The organism is Staphylococcus sp. CWZ226, assembly GCF_018986355.1.
Lineage (GTDB): Bacteria > Bacillota > Bacilli > Staphylococcales > Staphylococcaceae > Staphylococcus > Staphylococcus simulans.
In genome coordinates, this window is the sequence record NZ_JAHMSB010000001.1 from 186,602 (window position 1) to 201,503 (window position 14,902).

General features: G+C 37.2%; 15 protein-coding genes. 3 read left to right on the forward strand and 12 right to left on the reverse strand.

The window, feature by feature from the left end; translation table 11 throughout:
• Positions 1 to 2: 2 nt before the first annotated feature.
• From KRR19_RS00900 to KRR19_RS00935, 8 genes are all read right to left on the reverse strand, one after another.
• A complete protein-coding gene (locus KRR19_RS00900) occupies positions 3 to 1,082 on the reverse strand; it encodes an ABC transporter ATP-binding protein (protein WP_070863794.1) in 1,080 nt (359 codons plus the stop codon).
• Between the two features lie 13 nt (positions 1,083 to 1,095).
• Complete coding sequence (locus KRR19_RS00905; RefSeq protein ID WP_002480528.1) at positions 1,096 to 1,635, reverse strand: helix-turn-helix domain-containing protein; 540 nt, start codon at positions 1,633 to 1,635, stop codon at positions 1,096 to 1,098.
• A gap of 124 nt (positions 1,636 to 1,759) precedes the next feature.
• Complete coding sequence (locus KRR19_RS00910; protein ID WP_002480527.1) at positions 1,760 to 2,035, reverse strand: UPF0223 family protein; 276 nt, start codon at positions 2,033 to 2,035, stop codon at positions 1,760 to 1,762.
• Between the two features lie 119 nt (positions 2,036 to 2,154).
• Positions 2,155 to 3,561, reverse strand: a complete 1,407-nt coding sequence (gene lpdA, locus KRR19_RS00915; protein ID WP_002480526.1) for a dihydrolipoyl dehydrogenase — start codon at positions 3,559 to 3,561, stop codon at positions 2,155 to 2,157.
• A 3-nt stretch (positions 3,562 to 3,564) separates the two neighbouring features.
• Positions 3,565 to 4,878 carry a dihydrolipoamide acetyltransferase family protein gene (locus tag KRR19_RS00920; protein ID WP_216733397.1) on the reverse strand — a complete coding sequence of 438 codons (1,314 nt, stop codon included), beginning with the start codon at positions 4,876 to 4,878 and terminating at the stop codon, positions 3,565 to 3,567.
• 340 nt (positions 4,879 to 5,218) lie between these two features.
• A complete protein-coding gene (locus KRR19_RS00925; protein ID WP_002480524.1) occupies positions 5,219 to 6,196 on the reverse strand; it encodes an alpha-ketoacid dehydrogenase subunit beta in 978 nt (325 codons plus the stop codon).
• Between the two features lie 3 nt (positions 6,197 to 6,199).
• Entirely contained in the window at positions 6,200 to 7,312 is a 1,113-nt protein-coding gene (pdhA, locus tag KRR19_RS00930; RefSeq protein WP_156666880.1) for a pyruvate dehydrogenase (acetyl-transferring) E1 component subunit alpha, read from the reverse strand.
• A 169-nt stretch (positions 7,313 to 7,481) separates the two neighbouring features.
• Positions 7,482 to 8,114, reverse strand: a complete 633-nt coding sequence (locus KRR19_RS00935; protein WP_002480522.1) for a YkyA family protein — start codon at positions 8,112 to 8,114, stop codon at positions 7,482 to 7,484.
• Between the two features lie 124 nt (positions 8,115 to 8,238).
• Here KRR19_RS00935 and def point away from each other — a divergent pair, with 124 nt between their 5' ends.
• A complete protein-coding gene (gene def / locus KRR19_RS00940) occupies positions 8,239 to 8,799 on the forward strand; it encodes a peptide deformylase (RefSeq protein ID WP_002480521.1) in 561 nt (186 codons plus the stop codon).
• Positions 8,800 to 8,858: 59 nt separating this feature from the next.
• Here the strand turns inward: def and KRR19_RS00945 are convergent, their stop codons facing one another.
• The gene (locus KRR19_RS00945) at positions 8,859 to 9,131 is read right to left on the reverse strand and encodes a hypothetical protein (RefSeq protein ID WP_002480520.1); all 273 of its coding nucleotides are present in this window, start codon (positions 9,129 to 9,131) and stop codon (positions 8,859 to 8,861) included.
• 381 nt (positions 9,132 to 9,512) lie between these two features.
• Between KRR19_RS00945 and KRR19_RS00950 the strand changes: the two genes are divergently transcribed.
• Together KRR19_RS00950 and rnjA are read left to right on the forward strand one after the other, a co-directional pair.
• On the forward strand, positions 9,513 to 9,728 hold the full coding sequence (locus KRR19_RS00950; protein ID WP_002480519.1) for a DNA-dependent RNA polymerase subunit epsilon: 216 nt from the start codon (positions 9,513 to 9,515) through the stop codon (positions 9,726 to 9,728).
• Positions 9,728 to 11,500: a ribonuclease J1 gene (gene rnjA, locus KRR19_RS00955; RefSeq protein ID WP_253901101.1), complete on the forward strand. Its 1,773-nt coding sequence runs from the start codon at positions 9,728 to 9,730 to the stop codon at positions 11,498 to 11,500. The genes KRR19_RS00950 and rnjA overlap by 1 nt, the downstream gene beginning before the upstream one ends.
• Positions 11,501 to 11,729: 229 nt before the next feature.
• On the opposite strand, the gene KRR19_RS00960 is transcribed toward rnjA, so the two are convergent.
• The 3 genes from KRR19_RS00960 to KRR19_RS00970 form a co-directional block, all read right to left on the reverse strand.
• Positions 11,730 to 12,389 carry a potassium channel family protein gene (locus KRR19_RS00960; RefSeq protein ID WP_002480517.1) on the reverse strand — a complete coding sequence of 220 codons (660 nt, stop codon included), beginning with the start codon at positions 12,387 to 12,389 and terminating at the stop codon, positions 11,730 to 11,732.
• A gap of 95 nt (positions 12,390 to 12,484) precedes the next feature.
• Positions 12,485 to 13,522 carry a cytochrome d ubiquinol oxidase subunit II gene (locus KRR19_RS00965; protein ID WP_002480516.1) on the reverse strand — a complete coding sequence of 346 codons (1,038 nt, stop codon included), beginning with the start codon at positions 13,520 to 13,522 and terminating at the stop codon, positions 12,485 to 12,487.
• The gene (locus KRR19_RS00970; RefSeq protein WP_002480515.1) at positions 13,519 to 14,874 is read right to left on the reverse strand and encodes a cytochrome ubiquinol oxidase subunit I; all 1,356 of its coding nucleotides are present in this window, start codon (positions 14,872 to 14,874) and stop codon (positions 13,519 to 13,521) included. Before KRR19_RS00970 ends, KRR19_RS00965 begins: the two co-directional genes overlap by 4 nt.
• Between the last annotated feature and the right edge of the window lie 28 nt (positions 14,875 to 14,902).

Consider the following 14,902-nt stretch of genomic DNA (forward strand, 5'->3'; position numbering starts at 1 on the left):
GTTTAGTCCTCATAACTTTCAATACGTTTATCAAATTCCGCTTCTGTTTCACCTGGCACCATGATATGAATCGCATCTGGTTCAAAATACAAACCGACTGTATCTCCAACCTTCGCTTTCTTTGTCGTTTGAATCATCCATTCATAACCTTCTTGGTCCTGACATGTGACTTCATAATGCACACCTCTAAACAAGGTAGACTTCACAACTGCTTTAAATAAACCTTGAGTTTGATTTGTAATTAAAATATCTTCAGGACGAATGACTACTTCGATTTTAGTCCCTTCAGGGATTCCCATATCCACACATTCAATTTCTTTATCATAAATATTTACTAAACGATCTCGCACCATCGTACCTTCGATAATATTAGATTCACCGATAAAGTCAGCCACAAAGCGATTGACCGGTTCATCATAAATATTAATCGGTGTATCAAATTGTTGGATTTTACCTGCTTTGATAACCGCAATATAATCACTTAAGGCTAGTGCTTCTTCTTGATCATGTGTGACAAAGATAAATGTGATGCCTAAACGTTTTTGAAGTGCACGTAATTCATACTGCATTTCTGTGCGCAACTTTAAATCTAGGGCAGATAGTGATTCATCTAACAATAAAATCTTAGGTTCATTCACAATGGCACGCGCAATCGCCACACGTTGTTTTTGTCCACCACTCATTTCATCAATCGTACGTTGCTCATAACCTTCTAATTTTACGAGCTTCAACGCTTCAGCCACTTTCGCTTTAATCGCTTTGTTTGATAGTTTCTTCAATTTCAAACCAAAAGCAATGTTTTCATACACATTTAAATGTGGGAATAACGCATAATCTTGAAAGACTGTGTTTACTTGACGTTTATTAGCTGGAATTCCATTGATATTACGGTTTCCGTATAATACGTCTCCTGAATCTGCTTGTTCAAAACCTGCAATAATTTTTAAAATGGTTGTTTTACCACATCCCGAAGGACCTAGTAAGGTATAAAATTTTCCTTCTTCGAAATCAATAGAGATATCGTCTAAGATGGTTTTGCCATCGTATTGTTTACTCACTCCTAATAACGATAATAGCGACATATGTTCTTTCCTCCTATAAGTACGATGCAGTAACCACCATCATGGCTTTCGTTTCTGTATCAGTTTGATTAGACAACTGATGTTTATCATGTGCTTTAAAATAAAGCGCATCTCCTGCTTTGGCATGATAGACATGTTCTCCAAGTGTTAAAGTCAGTTCTCCTTCTAAACAATATATGAATGTATCTGAATCAGAAGGTTTAAAATTTTTATATGCAGTATGCGGATGTAATTGAATAAATAACGGTTCCATTTCAAATTCATTCGAACGGGCAATCGGCCACGTTAAAATATAACCTTCATCATATTCGTCATAGACTGTTTGTTCATCCTTTGGATACAACACCTTCTCAGCTTCTTTTTCTTTAAAAAAAGTCTCTGGTGATGTTCCGAGCACTTCTAATAATTGTAGAAAGGTTTCCATACTTGGTGAGGATTGTCCGCTTTCTATTTGTGAAATATAGCCTTTAGATAAATCTGTCCGCTCTGCTAATTCTTCTTGTGTCAGCTGTTTGATTTTACGTAAATTACGTAATTTCAATCCAATATTCATGAATGACCTCACTCTCTTGCTTAAAAAATGACATAAAAAAAGCACAGTTCTGTTTAGTATTAGTAAACTTTAAGTTTAACGCTTACTAAAAATAACAGAACTGCACCTGATTTACAATATAATTTTAATCATTTGCACTAAATTTTTTAGTTTCAGTTTCATTTTTGATACGTTTGATCGCACGATAGCTATTATAGCCGCTGCCTTTTTCAAAATCATCTAAGATATTCTTCTCATCTGCTTTACCTGGAACGACTTTTTTAAAGTTACGATAAGCGTTCATAAAGTCATCTCTGTCGACTTGACGTTCATAATAATCTTCAACACGATTAAAGAAATGAATCACATCTATCATTTCTTCTTGAGACCAATCGACATCAATAGGATATTGATATTCCATATATATATTCCTCCTATCTATTTGATTTCAGCCATATTATAACATGTATGATAAAAAAACCGCCGAGCTTAAAAGCCCGACGGTTTCAGTTTATATGCTTATTCTAATGTTGGGTGTTATTACATAGTGTGGATTGGTAATCCAAGTGCTTTTTCAGCTGCTTCCATGCTCATTTCACCTAATGTTGGGTGAGCATGTACTGTTAATGCGATATCTTCAGCATTCATACCAGCTTCAATTGCTAGACCTAATTCAGAGATGATGTCAGAAGCACCTGCACCAACAATTTGTGCACCTACTAATGTGTCATCTTCTTTAAGTGTGATCAATTTAACGAAACCAGTAGTATCGTTTAATGATAACGCACGGCCGTTTGCTGCGTAAGGGAATTTAGAAGCTTTATATTCTAAACCTTCTTCTTTCGCTTGCGCTTCAGAAAGACCTACTGTTGCGATTTCTGGTTCAGTGAAGCATACTGCAGGCATACCGATGTAATCTACTGCTGATTTTTCACCAGAGATTGCTTCAGCTGCTACTTTACCTTCATAGCTTGCTTTATGAGCAAGTGGTAAACCAGGAACGATATCACCGATAGCATAGATGTTATCAAGTGAAGTACGGCTTTGTTCGTCAACTTCTAATAAACCGCGGTCTGCGAATTTAAGACCTAATTCTTCAAGACCCATTTCATCAGTGTTTGGACGACGACCTACTGTAACTAATACGTAATCAGCGTCGATTGTTTTTTCTTCGCCTTTAGCTTCGTAAGTTACTTTAACGCCGTTTTCTGTTTCTTCAGCAGATTTAGCCATTGCTTCAGTAACAATTTCCATACCTTTTTCTTTCATTTTTTTCTTAACAGGTTGTGTTAATTGTTTTTCGAAACCGCCTAAGATATCTTTAGCGCCTTCTAAGATAGTAACTTCTGTACCGAAGTTCGCAAATGCTGTACCTAATTCAGAACCGATGTAACCGCCACCTACAACAACTAATTTCTTAGGTGCTTCTTGTAAGTTTAACGCACCAGTTGAATCGATTACGCGTTCGCCGAATTTGAAATTAGGAATTTCAATCGGTCTAGAACCTGTTGCGATAATCGCATGTTTGAAGTTGTAAGTTTGAGCGCTTTTTTCGTCCATTACACGTAAGCTGTTTTTGTCGTGGAAGTAAGCTTCACCTTTGACAATTTCAATTTTGTTTCCTTTTAATAGACCTTCAACGCCGCCTGTTAATTTGTTAACTACAGACTTTTTGAACTCTTGAACTTTTTCGAATTTAAGTTCAACGTCTTTAGCGATGATACCTAGATCTTCAGAGTTTTTAGACTCTTGGAATACGTGTGATACGTGTAATAACGCTTTAGATGGGATACATCCTACGTTAAGACATACACCGCCTAATTCGCCTTTCTCAACGATTGTCACTTTTTGACCTAATTGTGCTGCGCGGATTGCGGCAACATAACCGCCAGGACCTGCTCCGATTACAATAGTATCTGTTTCAATTGGAAAATCACCAACTACCATGTTTTACCCCTCCATTAATAATAATTCTGGATTATTTAATAAACGTTTGATGTGGTTCATTGCGTTTTGACCAGTAGCTCCGTCAATTTGTCTGTGGTCAAAGCTTAATGATAATGCTAATACAGGTGCTGCAACAATTTCCCCATCCTTAACAATAGGTTTTTGTGCAATACGACCAATACCCAAGATAGCAACTTCTGGGTGGTTGATTACTGGTGTGAACCATTGGCCGCCTGCTGAACCGATGTTACTGATTGTGCATGATGCACCTTTCATTTCGTCAGAAGTCAATTTACCGTCACGTGCTTTAACAGCAAGTTCGTTAATTTCATCTGAGATTTCGAACATTGATTTACGATCAGCGTGTTTAACAACCGGTACTAATAAACCGCGGTCTGTATCTGCAGCGATACCGATGTTCCAGTAGTGTTTGTGTACTACTTCACCGTTTGCATCATCAAATTCAGTATTTAATGCTGGGTATTTCTTAAGTGCTGATACTAATGCTTTAACAACATATGGTAAGAATGTTAATTTAGTACCTTGTTCCGCAGCAATTTCTTTGAATTTCTTACGGTGATCCCATAATGCTTGAACTTCCACTTCGTCCATTAATGTTACGTGAGGCGCAGTGTGTTTAGAGTTAACCATTGCTTTCGCAATCGCTTTACGCATTGCAGGGATTTTTTCACGAGTTTCTGGGTATTCGCCTTCAGCTGATACTGGTGCTGCAGCTGTTTCTTGTGATGCTGCTTCAGTTGCTGGAGCTTCGCTAGTTTCTGCACTTGGTGCATCTCCGCTTAAGTAAGCTTCAACGTCAGCTTTAGTGATACGGCCGTTTTTACCAGAACCTTGAACTGCTTTGATATTTACATTGTTTTCACGTGCAAATTTACGTACAGAAGGCATTGCTTTAACTCTTCTGTTTTCATCTACTTCTTCGTCAGCAGCTGGTGCTACGTTTGAAGTATCTTGTTCTGAAACTGATTGTGCTTGATCTTTAGTTTCTTCTTGGCCTGCATCTTCTTCTTGAGCAGAATCGTTACTGTGTCCGCCTTTGAATGACATTTCTTCAGCGTCTGGAGAATCAATTTTGATAATTGTGTCGCCAACGACTGCTACAGTTCCTTCTTCTACAACAACTTCTTCGATTTTACCATTCACTGGAGAAGGGATTTCTACAACAGATTTGTCGTTTTGTACTTCACATAGAATATCGTCTTCTTGGATTTCGTCTCCAGCTTTTACAAACCACTTAACAATTTCACCTTCGTGGATACCTTCACCAATATCGGGTAATTTAAATTCAAATGCCACGTTCTTGTCCTCCTAAAAGTCAATTTAAGTCACATAAACCAGCACAAAACAATTGATTAAAACAAAAGTGTCTTCAAGTCTGTACATAAGCCTTGATTAAACTACTGATAATATAATCAATTTGATGTTCTAGTTTATAGTTTGACATAAAACTTGATTTCGTTTCAATGAAATCTATCTTCAATTTATTTTTACTACTTCATAACAAACCATTTGCCCTTGCAAAGTACATGAGATCGCAAGAGCAAATTTGGTTGTCTGACTTATGGAAAGCTGAAGTGTTGCTTCAACTATACCCATAAGTTCATTTAAATATGCCGACTCACGCTCTATTAAACAATTAGAAGTTTAAAGTAGCTTTTGCAGATTCGACGATATCGTTTTTGTTTGGTAACCAAACATTTTCCGCTTCAGTAAACGGATAAACAGTATCTGCTGCTGCAACACGTGCAATCGGAGCTTCTAATGAAAGGATTGTGCGCTCAGATAGTTCAGCTGCTACTTGTGCACCTACGCCAGCTTGACGTTGTGCTTCTTGAACTACTACTGCACGGCCAGTTTTTTCAACTGAAGCTACTAATGTATCGAAATCGATTGGTTGTACTGTACGTAAGTCGATAACTTCCGCTGATACACCATCTTTTTCAAGTTCTTCCGCTGCTTTTAATGATTCTTGAACCATTGCACCGTAAGCGATAATTGTGATGTCATCGCCTTCTTTTTTAACGTTCGCTTTACCAAGTTCAATTGTGTATTCCTCTTCAGGAACTTCTTCACGGAATGAACGGTATAATTTCATGTGTTCTAAATATACAACTGGGTCATTGCTTCTGATTGCAGAAATCAATAAACCTTTTGCATCATATGGGTTAGATGGGATAACTACTGTTAATCCTGGTGATTGTGCCAAGATACCTTCTAAGTTATCTGCGTGTAATTCTGGTGTGTGTACACCACCACCGAATGGCGCACGGATTGTAACAGGTGCAGTTTTTGTGTTACCTGAACGGAATCTTGTACGTGCAATTTGACCTGCAACAGAGTCAAATACTTCGAATACGAAACCTAAGAATTGGATTTCCATTACTGGACGGTAACCTTCTACCGTTAATCCAAGTGCTAAACCGCCGATACCTGATTCAGCAAGCGGAGTATCGAATACACGATCTTCACCGAATTCTTTTTGCAGACCTTCCGTTACACGGAATACGCCACCATTAACACCAACGTCTTCACCAAAAAGCAAAACATTTTCATCGTTTTGAAGTTCAGTTTTAAGTGCGTTGTTAATCGCTTGTACCATTGTCATTTGTGCCATGGCTTACTTCGACTCCTTCTCTTTGTAAATTTCATACTGTTCTTTTAAGTTTTGAGGCATATCTTCGTACATGATTTCCATCAAGTTAGTAACAGTTTGTTTTTCAACTTTATCAGCTGCTTTAATTGCAGTTTTGATTTCGTCTTTTGCACGTTCGATTACTTCGTTTTCTTTTTCTTCATTCCATAAGCCTTTAGCTTCTAAGAATGCTCTGAAACGAACTAATGGGTCTTTTTTCTCCCAATCAGAATCTTCATCTGAAGTTCTGTAACGTGTTGGGTCATCCCCAGCCATTGTATGTGGACCATAACGGTAAGTCATAGTTTCAATTAATGTTGGGCCTTCACCGTTAACTGCACGATCACGTGCTTCTTTAGTTGCTTGATATACAGCTAATGGGTCCATACCGTCAACTTGAATACCAGGGATACCTACTGCGATTGCTTTTTGAGCTAATGTGATTGCAGCTGTTTGCTTGCTTCTTGGTGTCGAAATCGCGTAGTTGTTGTTTTGAATTACAAAGATTGCCGGCACTTTATAAGCCGAAGCAAAGTTGATACCTTCGTAGAAGTCACCTTGTGATGAACCACCGTCACCTGTATAAGTGATAGCTACTGCTTTTTTACCGCGTTTTTTAAGACCTAATGCAACACCGGCAGTTTGAATATATTGTGCACCGATGATGATTTGAGGACTGAATGCGTTTACACCTTCAGGGAATTGGTTTCCTTTAAAGTGTCCTCTTGAGAATAAGAATGCTTCTGTAAGTGGTAAACCGTGCCAAATGATTTGTGGAACATCACGGTAACCTGGAAGAATCCAGTCTTCTTTCTCTAATGCATATTGTGAAGCTAGTTGTGAAGCTTCTTGACCAGCTGTTGGTGCGTAGAAGCCTAAACGTCCTTGTCTGTTTAAAGAAACAGAACGTTGGTCTAGGACACGAGTCCATACCATTCTTTCCATTAATTCAACTAATTGCTCATCAGTTAAATCAGGTACTAAGTCTTCATTCACTACTTTACCATTTTCGTCCAATACTTGGACCATCTTAAATTGTGCTTCAGTATCTTTCAATACTTGCTCAGCGTCGAATTGGGCTTGTAACTTCGGAGCCATTCAATTCACCATACCTTTCCCGTATAATAGAAAATTCATTTCATCCATAAATTAGTATAGCATAGTTTTGTATAACTGTTAAATGAATTGTAAAACTTCTGTATCACTTGTGTTAAGTACAGTTATAAGACCTGTACCAGTCATTATACTAAAACTGTATCAGTGTTGTTTATTTGATTTGTTGAGCCGCTTCCATTTGTTTTCCGCGCTCGTCACGAGTTTTGCTATATTTTTTAATTTTGTCATTTACCTCTTTATAAGAGTCGTCAATTGCTTTTGTTTTTTCATCAATCTGTGATTGTTCTGCTTGACCGTTAGTTTTTACAATGTATTCAAATAAATCTTTTTCTTTGTCTAAACTATTGTTGTAAGCTTTCGCATATTCATCATGCGCTTTATAGTTTTTCTCAAATGCTTTGTTTGTTTTTTCTATGCCGGATCTTCTTTTATCGTTTCTAATATCCTTTGTCCGCTTTTTAGCCTCTTCAAACTTTTTCTCAGATGCATCAAAAGCTTTTTCTTCTTTTTTAAATTCATCTTTACGTTCATTTACATTACTTACAATATCTTTAGAAGTTTTTACAACCTTCTGTGTATCTTTACCGTTGATTTTCTTAGCTAAATCATTTTTCTCGTTTGTAAGTTTATTTAGTTTTTCACCGACTTTTACGGCTTCGTCTTCTTTTTGTACGGCTTCTTTCAGTGTCTTGTTGTACTCTTTAATCTGATGGCTGTCTGTTGAACAAGCACCTAATAATAGAGAGGATGCAATCACTAAACCAAATGTGCTTTTAATTTTCATGCTTCAAATTACCTCCTTGGGGATTTCAATAATGATGTTAATTAATTTTAAGCGATTTCGCAAATACTTTTCTGTTCTATCCGGAAGTTTTTTGTTATATTTTATAATAAGGACGGTGTATGACATGATTACTATGAAAGATATAATCAGAGACGGACATCCGACACTTCGTGAAAAAGCTGAAGAAGTTAAATTTCCTTTATCAGATGAAGATCGTAACAAAATCAAAGAAATGCATGAATTCTTAGTCAATAGTCAAGATGATGAAATTGCACGTAAATACAATTTACGTTCAGGTGTAGGTATTGCTGCACCACAACTTAACATTTCAAAACGTATGCTTGCTGTGCACTTGCCAGATGATGGTAACGGCAAATCATACGAGCTAATGTTAATCAATCCGAAAATCGTCAGCTACAGTGTACAAGAAGCATACTTGCCTACAGGTGAAGGCTGCTTAAGTGTAGATGAAGATATTCCAGGACTTGTGCATCGCCATCATCGTATTACAGTTAAAGCTAAAGATATTGATGGCAATGATATCAACTTACGACTTAAAGGCTATATTGCTATTGTTGTACAACATGAAATCGATCATTTAGACGGTATTATGTTCTATGACCACATTGATAAAGAAAATCCACTTCAACCTCACGAAGATGCTATCCGTCTGTTTGATGAATAAACATAAATTGAGAGGTCGCATAAAGCGGCCTCTTTTTTATATACACTGCTATTTCCTTATTATATGAAGATATCTTTACGACAATGATACGTAACATTTAAACGTTCTAAACCTTCTTTAAGTTCAGGCAGCATACTTTTATCCACCCACTCTGGATCATGGTTATGTCGTATAAAATGATGATTATCTGAGACATTATCTACAACTTCTTCGTATTCAAAGAACATCACGATTTCTTTCCCACGCTTTTCAAACAAAATACCTTGAAACAATTTATCTCGTCTTTCCTTTTCTCTTTTTACATCTTCAATAATTCTTTTAGCCTTACTCATTTTCCTCACCTGCTTTTAGTCTCTAAATCATTGGACCCGCTTCGTTTTCTCTTTTATATATTTTACCACACTTATTTTGACTTTCTCTTTTTGATAAACATTCCCCTAGCTTTCCTTGTCGCTAAGTAAAACCGCTTTATTTATTGAATTACATCATGTAAAATAAATAATAACTGTATATGTATGGAGAAATCTTCATGCATGACTAACTAGAACGTCATTTATAACAAACCTAGCAAACATACTGGGCAGTTAAGCTGGTATGTTGTATTTATTTTAAGAAAGAACACAATGATGAAACAAACCATAAAGAATAAACTAGGCTTGTATGAACAATAAATTAAAACAACTGAACATATTTTTAGGAGGAAACAATATATTATGGCAATTTACAAAGTATTTTATCAAGACGACAGAGCAGAAGTAATCGTGCGTGAGAACACACAAACGATTTACGTAGAAGGAAATTCAGAAGAAGAAGTAAGAAAATATCTGAAAGACCGTAATTACAATATCGAGTTCATTACTAAATTAGAGGGCGCACATTTAGAATATGAACAAAAATCTCCAGACTATCAAGTGGAGCATATCCAATAATGAAACAACTCAAAAATAATGAGGTCGGTGTATACGCAATCGGCGGTCTCGGCGAGATCGGTAAGAATACGTATGCAGTGGAGTATAAGGATGAAATCGTCCTAATCGATGCGGGTATCAAATTCCCAGACGACAATCTATTAGGTATCGATTATGTCATCCCGGATTACTCATATCTTGTTCAAAACAAAGATAAAATTATCGGCCTATTTATTACCCACGGACACGAAGACCATATCGGCGGTGTGCCCTTCTTATTAAAAGAACTTAACGTACCGATTTATGGCGGTCCTTTAGCACTTGGGTTAATCAGAAACAAATTAGAAGAACATCATTTATTAAGAACAGCTGAATTGAATGAAATTACAGAAGACAGCGTCATCAAGTCAAAACACTTCAATGTTTCATTCTATTTAACAACACACAGTATTCCAGAAGCATACGGTGTTATCGTTGGAACACCTGAAGGTAATATTGTACACACGGGTGACTTCAAATTTGATTTCACACCTGTCGGTACACCAGCTAATATTGCGAAAATGGCGAAACTCGGTGAAGAAGGCGTTTTAGCCCTTTTATCTGATTCAACGAACTCACTCGTTCCAAACTTTACTTTAAGTGAACGTGAAGTCGGCCAAAACGTCGATAAAATTTTCCGTAAATGTACAGGAAGAATTATCTTTGCGACATTCGCATCTAATATTTACCGTGTGCAACAAGCTGTAGAAGCTGCGATTAAATATAACCGTAAAATTTTAGTATTCGGCCGTTCAATGGAAAACAACATTAAAATTGGTATGGAGCTCGGTTATATCAAAGCGCCACCTGAAACATTTATCGAACCAAGCAAAATCAACTCTGTTCCTAAACACGAACTCTTGATTTTATGTACAGGTTCTCAAGGTGAACCGATGGCTGCGTTATCACGTATCGCAAACGGTACACACAAACAAATTAAAATTATTCCTGAAGATACAGTTGTCTTCAGTTCATCACCTATCCCAGGTAATACGAAAAGTATCAACCGCACAATTAATGCTTTATATCGTGCAGGCGCTGATGTTATTCACAGCAAGATTTCAAACATCCATACTTCAGGTCACGGTTCTCAAGGCGATCAACAATTAATGTTACGCTTAATCCGTCCGAAGTATTTCATGCCGATCCATGGTGAATACCGTATGTTGAAAGCACATGCGCAAACTGGCGTTGAGTGCGGTGTAGATGAAGACAACATCTTTATTTTCGATAATGGTGATGTCTTAGCCCTAACAAGAGATTCAGCACGTAAAGCTGGACGTATACCTTCTGGCGATGTATTGGTAGATGGAAGCGGTATCGGTGATATCGGTAATGTAGTCATCCGTGACCGTAAATTACTATCTGAAGAAGGTTTAGTAATTGTCGTTGTAAGTATCGACTTCAACACAAACACATTACTTTCAGGTCCAGATATCATCTCACGTGGTTTCGTTTATATGCGCGAATCTGGTCACTTGATTTACGATGCACAACGTAAGATCAAAACTGAAGTCATATCTAAGTTGAACCAAAACAAAGACATTCAGTGGCATCAAATCAAATCATCAATCATTGAGACATTACAACCTTACTTGTTTGAAAAAACAGCTCGTAAACCAATGATTTTACCAGTAATTATGAAGGTCAATGAGAACGGTGAACAAATCACACCGACGAAAAAACCAAAATCATCTAGACCTAAACGCACAAATAAAAAACAAAACCCAAAACAAAATCAAGAACAAAAATAACACAATAGTAAAGAAAATCATAAGCATGCGACAAACAAACGTCCTTCAAATAATGGTCAGAAAAACCGTAAACCAAGAAATCATAAACCGCACCATAAAAAAGAAGGCAACGCTAAACCAAAACAACACGAAGAAAAGTCTAAACAAGACTAAGCTTCTATAAATTAAAGATAAATATAGGAAAAGCACATTCCACGCGGAATGTGCTTTTTGTTTGTATAAGGTTGTGTTAGTGGACAAGTTTTTTCTCGAAGCGATTTAAGTCGTTGTCGTGTCCAATCATAATTAAGATATCGCCAAGTTCAATATTCATATTCGGATCTGGAGAAATAATAACATCTTTATCACGTTTAATCGCGATAATATTGATACCGAAGTTTGCACGGATATCTAAATCTACAATCGTTTGACCCGCAATACGTTCATTCGCTTTGGCTTCAACAATTGAATATTCATCCGCAAGTTCCAAGTAATCCAAGACACTGGCACTCGCAATATTATGCGCAATTCGACGTCCCATATCTCGTTCAGGATGGACAACTAAGTCAGCACCGATTTTATTTAAAATCTTCGCATGGTAATCATTTTGGGCTTTCGCAATAACCTTCTTAACCCCTAATTCCTTAAGTATCAGAGTTGTCAAAGTACTCGTTTGAATATTTTCACCAATCGCCACAATGACTTGATCAAAGTTACGAATCCCTAAACTTTTCATTACCGCTTCATCTGTTGTATCTGCGACTACCGCATGTGTCGCGATCTCACTATATTCATTTACGCGGGCTTCGCTTAAGTCGATAGCCATCACGTCCATGCCTAACGCATTTAATTCTCGGACTATACTGCCGCCGAAACGACCTAACCCTATCACAACGAATTCTTTTTCCATTTCTCTTACAACCTCCGCAAAAATAAAGATGAGACAAGGCTCTGTTCAATCATAGACAACCTATGATTGTGCCTCGCCTCACCTTAGACTTAATATTAATAATAACCTTCATCATTCTTACCTTCAACATAATCTTTATTGAAGATGAATAATCTCATTAAGAAAATCAGTGATGGAACAAGCATCAATAATCCAACGACTGCCGCAATGGTTAAGGCCCATGCCATCGGGTCATCTGTTTTGTGAATGTCTCCATTGATATATGGATACAAGATGTATGGCCATTTACTTAAACCATAACCTGTCACGGCTGTAGCCATTTGAATCACAACTAACATAAATGCTGTTCCCGGTGATTTTTTCATTATAGATAAAATCCAAGCTGCTAACAAGCATAATATACTGATTAAGAATAACCACCAATATTGGTTAACCGCAACATCAAAGTGTTGCTTGTTTTGACTGCGTAATGTGATGAAAGTAAATAATGATACTAAAGCCATCGGAGGACCCCAGAAAACAAACCACATACGAATAATATTATAGGCTTTCATGTTTTCTGCTTTACGCGCATAATACGCAAGGAATCCTGATGAAATATACATTACTGAAACTAAAGCTAAGAATACAACTGCCCACGCAAATGGACTAAAGAATAAATCTAACCAATTTAAATCGACACCTGTACCTGAGCTTGTTTTATGAATATAGCCGCCTTCTGAGATAACAAGTCCCATACTTAATGCAGCCGGGATGAATAATCCAGATACACTATGCAAGACGAGCCAAGAGAATTTCGAATCTGGTCCATAGTTTTGGAATGCATAGAAACTACCGCGAATCGTAAGTAAGATTAAAGCGATAGATCCTGGCACTAACAGAACCGAACCATAATAGTACGCGAAATCTGGGAAGAAACCGACAATTCCTACGGTAAAGAATACTAAGAATACGTTTGTGACTTCCCAAATCGGGTTCAGATAACGACCGATAATCGGTACTAATGTGCTTTCAGTACCTCTTAATTTCGATTGTAAAATGAAGATACCTGCACCAAAGTCAATTGAAGCAATAACGATATACAAGAATAAGAACAGATACAAAACGATCATTCCAAATGCTGTAATACTCATGATGCTTCACCTCGGCTCTCTTCTAATTTTTCCACATCTTTATATGGCGGGTTATTCTTGAACATACGGATTAATACATATGCTGCAGTGAATAAGATGATGAAGTATACGACACCAAATGCGATGGTAACACCTGGTAAACCGCCTGCATGTGTAGCTGCTTCAGACACTCTCATGTAACCTCTTAAAATCCAAGGTTGACGGCCCATTTCTGTTAGGAACCAGCCGAACTCAATCGCAAGCATAGCTGCAGGACCTGTTAATAATATGCCATACAGCAATATTTTGTGTGTTGAGAACTTACGCCATTTCTTAACTAGTCGTGTTAAGACATAAATACCTGAAACAACGAAACAGAAGATACCGCTTGTCACCATTAAGTCAAAGAAGTAATGGACAATTAACGGCGGCTGTTCATTTTTAGGGAATTCATTCAAGCCTTCTACTTCTGTATTGATATTGTTATCAGATAAGAAGCTGAGTAATGCTGGGATTTTAATTGCACCATGCACTTCTTGATTTTTCTCATCTAGTACACCAAACAGAACTAAGTCTGCACGTTTTTCAGTATCATAATGCCATTCATATGCTGCTAATTTTTCAGGTTGTTCATTGTGTAAGAACTTCGCTGATAAGTCTCCAGCAAGCATAGAACCTAGTGTAAAGACTAAACCGACAATCATAGTCAGTTTCAATGCTTTCTTATGATATTCTCTGTCTTTTTCAAATTTATTTTTCAATAATTTAAATGCTGCAATCGCCGCTAAAATAAAGGCCATTGTCATAATTGCTGTAGTAATTACGTGGAAGGCTCTGACACCAAATGATGAGTTGAACATTGCTGCTACTGGATCAACATGAATCATTTTGCCGTTTTTCAATTGGAAACCTTCAGGCGTATTCATAAATGAGTTCACTGATGTGATGAAGAAGGCAGATAATGTACCGCCTAATACCACTGGAATACTCATAATCAAATGTGTCCATTTGTTTTTGAATCGTTCCCAAGTGTAGAAATAAATACTAAGGAAAATTGCTTCAAAGAAGAATGCGAAGACTTCCATGAATAATGGCAAGGCAATCACGTGTCCTGCAATCTTCATAAATTGTGGCCAAAGCAATGACAGCTGCAACTCGATAATCGTACCTGTTACAACCCCTACCGCAACAGTTACCGCATAACCTTTGGCCCATCTCTTAGCTAATGTAATATATTTTGCGTCATTTCTTTTAACACCAAGAAATTCAGCAATTGCGAACATAAGCGGCATCCCCACACCGATAGTCGCGAAGATAATATGCACAGCTAAGGTCATGGCAGTTAAAAATCTGCTCAGTTCTACTGCTTCCATAATATCACCCTGTTTTTCTCTATATTTT

What these genes read in the sequence shown, in the direction of transcription:
- KRR19_RS00900 (WP_070863794.1), bottom strand. Translation starts at nt 1,082, where the DNA reads ATGTCGCTATTATCGTTATTAGGAGTGAGTAAACAATACGATGGCAAA.
- KRR19_RS00905 (WP_002480528.1), bottom strand. Translation starts at nt 1,635, where the DNA reads ATGAATATTGGATTGAAATTACGTAATTTACGTAAAATCAAACAGCTG.
- KRR19_RS00910 (WP_002480527.1), bottom strand. Translation starts at nt 2,035, where the DNA reads ATGGAATATCAATATCCTATTGATGTCGATTGGTCTCAAGAAGAAATG.
- lpdA (WP_002480526.1), bottom strand. Translation starts at nt 3,561, where the DNA reads ATGGTAGTTGGTGATTTTCCAATTGAAACAGATACTATTGTAATCGGA.
- KRR19_RS00925 (WP_002480524.1), bottom strand. Translation starts at nt 6,196, where the DNA reads ATGGCACAAATGACAATGGTACAAGCGATTAACAACGCACTTAAAACT.
- pdhA (WP_156666880.1), bottom strand. Translation starts at nt 7,312, where the DNA reads ATGGCTCCGAAGTTACAAGCCCAATTCGACGCTGAGCAAGTATTGAAA.
- KRR19_RS00935 (WP_002480522.1), bottom strand. Translation starts at nt 8,114, where the DNA reads ATGAAAATTAAAAGCACATTTGGTTTAGTGATTGCATCCTCTCTATTA.
- def (WP_002480521.1), top strand. Translation starts at nt 8,239, where the DNA reads ATGATTACTATGAAAGATATAATCAGAGACGGACATCCGACACTTCGT.
- KRR19_RS00945 (WP_002480520.1), bottom strand. Translation starts at nt 9,131, where the DNA reads ATGAGTAAGGCTAAAAGAATTATTGAAGATGTAAAAAGAGAAAAGGAA.
- KRR19_RS00950 (WP_002480519.1), top strand. Translation starts at nt 9,513, where the DNA reads ATGGCAATTTACAAAGTATTTTATCAAGACGACAGAGCAGAAGTAATC.
- rnjA (WP_253901101.1), top strand. Translation starts at nt 9,728, where the DNA reads ATGAAACAACTCAAAAATAATGAGGTCGGTGTATACGCAATCGGCGGT.
- KRR19_RS00960 (WP_002480517.1), bottom strand. Translation starts at nt 12,389, where the DNA reads ATGGAAAAAGAATTCGTTGTGATAGGGTTAGGTCGTTTCGGCGGCAGT.
- KRR19_RS00965 (WP_002480516.1), bottom strand. Translation starts at nt 13,522, where the DNA reads ATGAGTATTACAGCATTTGGAATGATCGTTTTGTATCTGTTCTTATTC.
- KRR19_RS00970 (WP_002480515.1), bottom strand. Translation starts at nt 14,874, where the DNA reads ATGGAAGCAGTAGAACTGAGCAGATTTTTAACTGCCATGACCTTAGCT.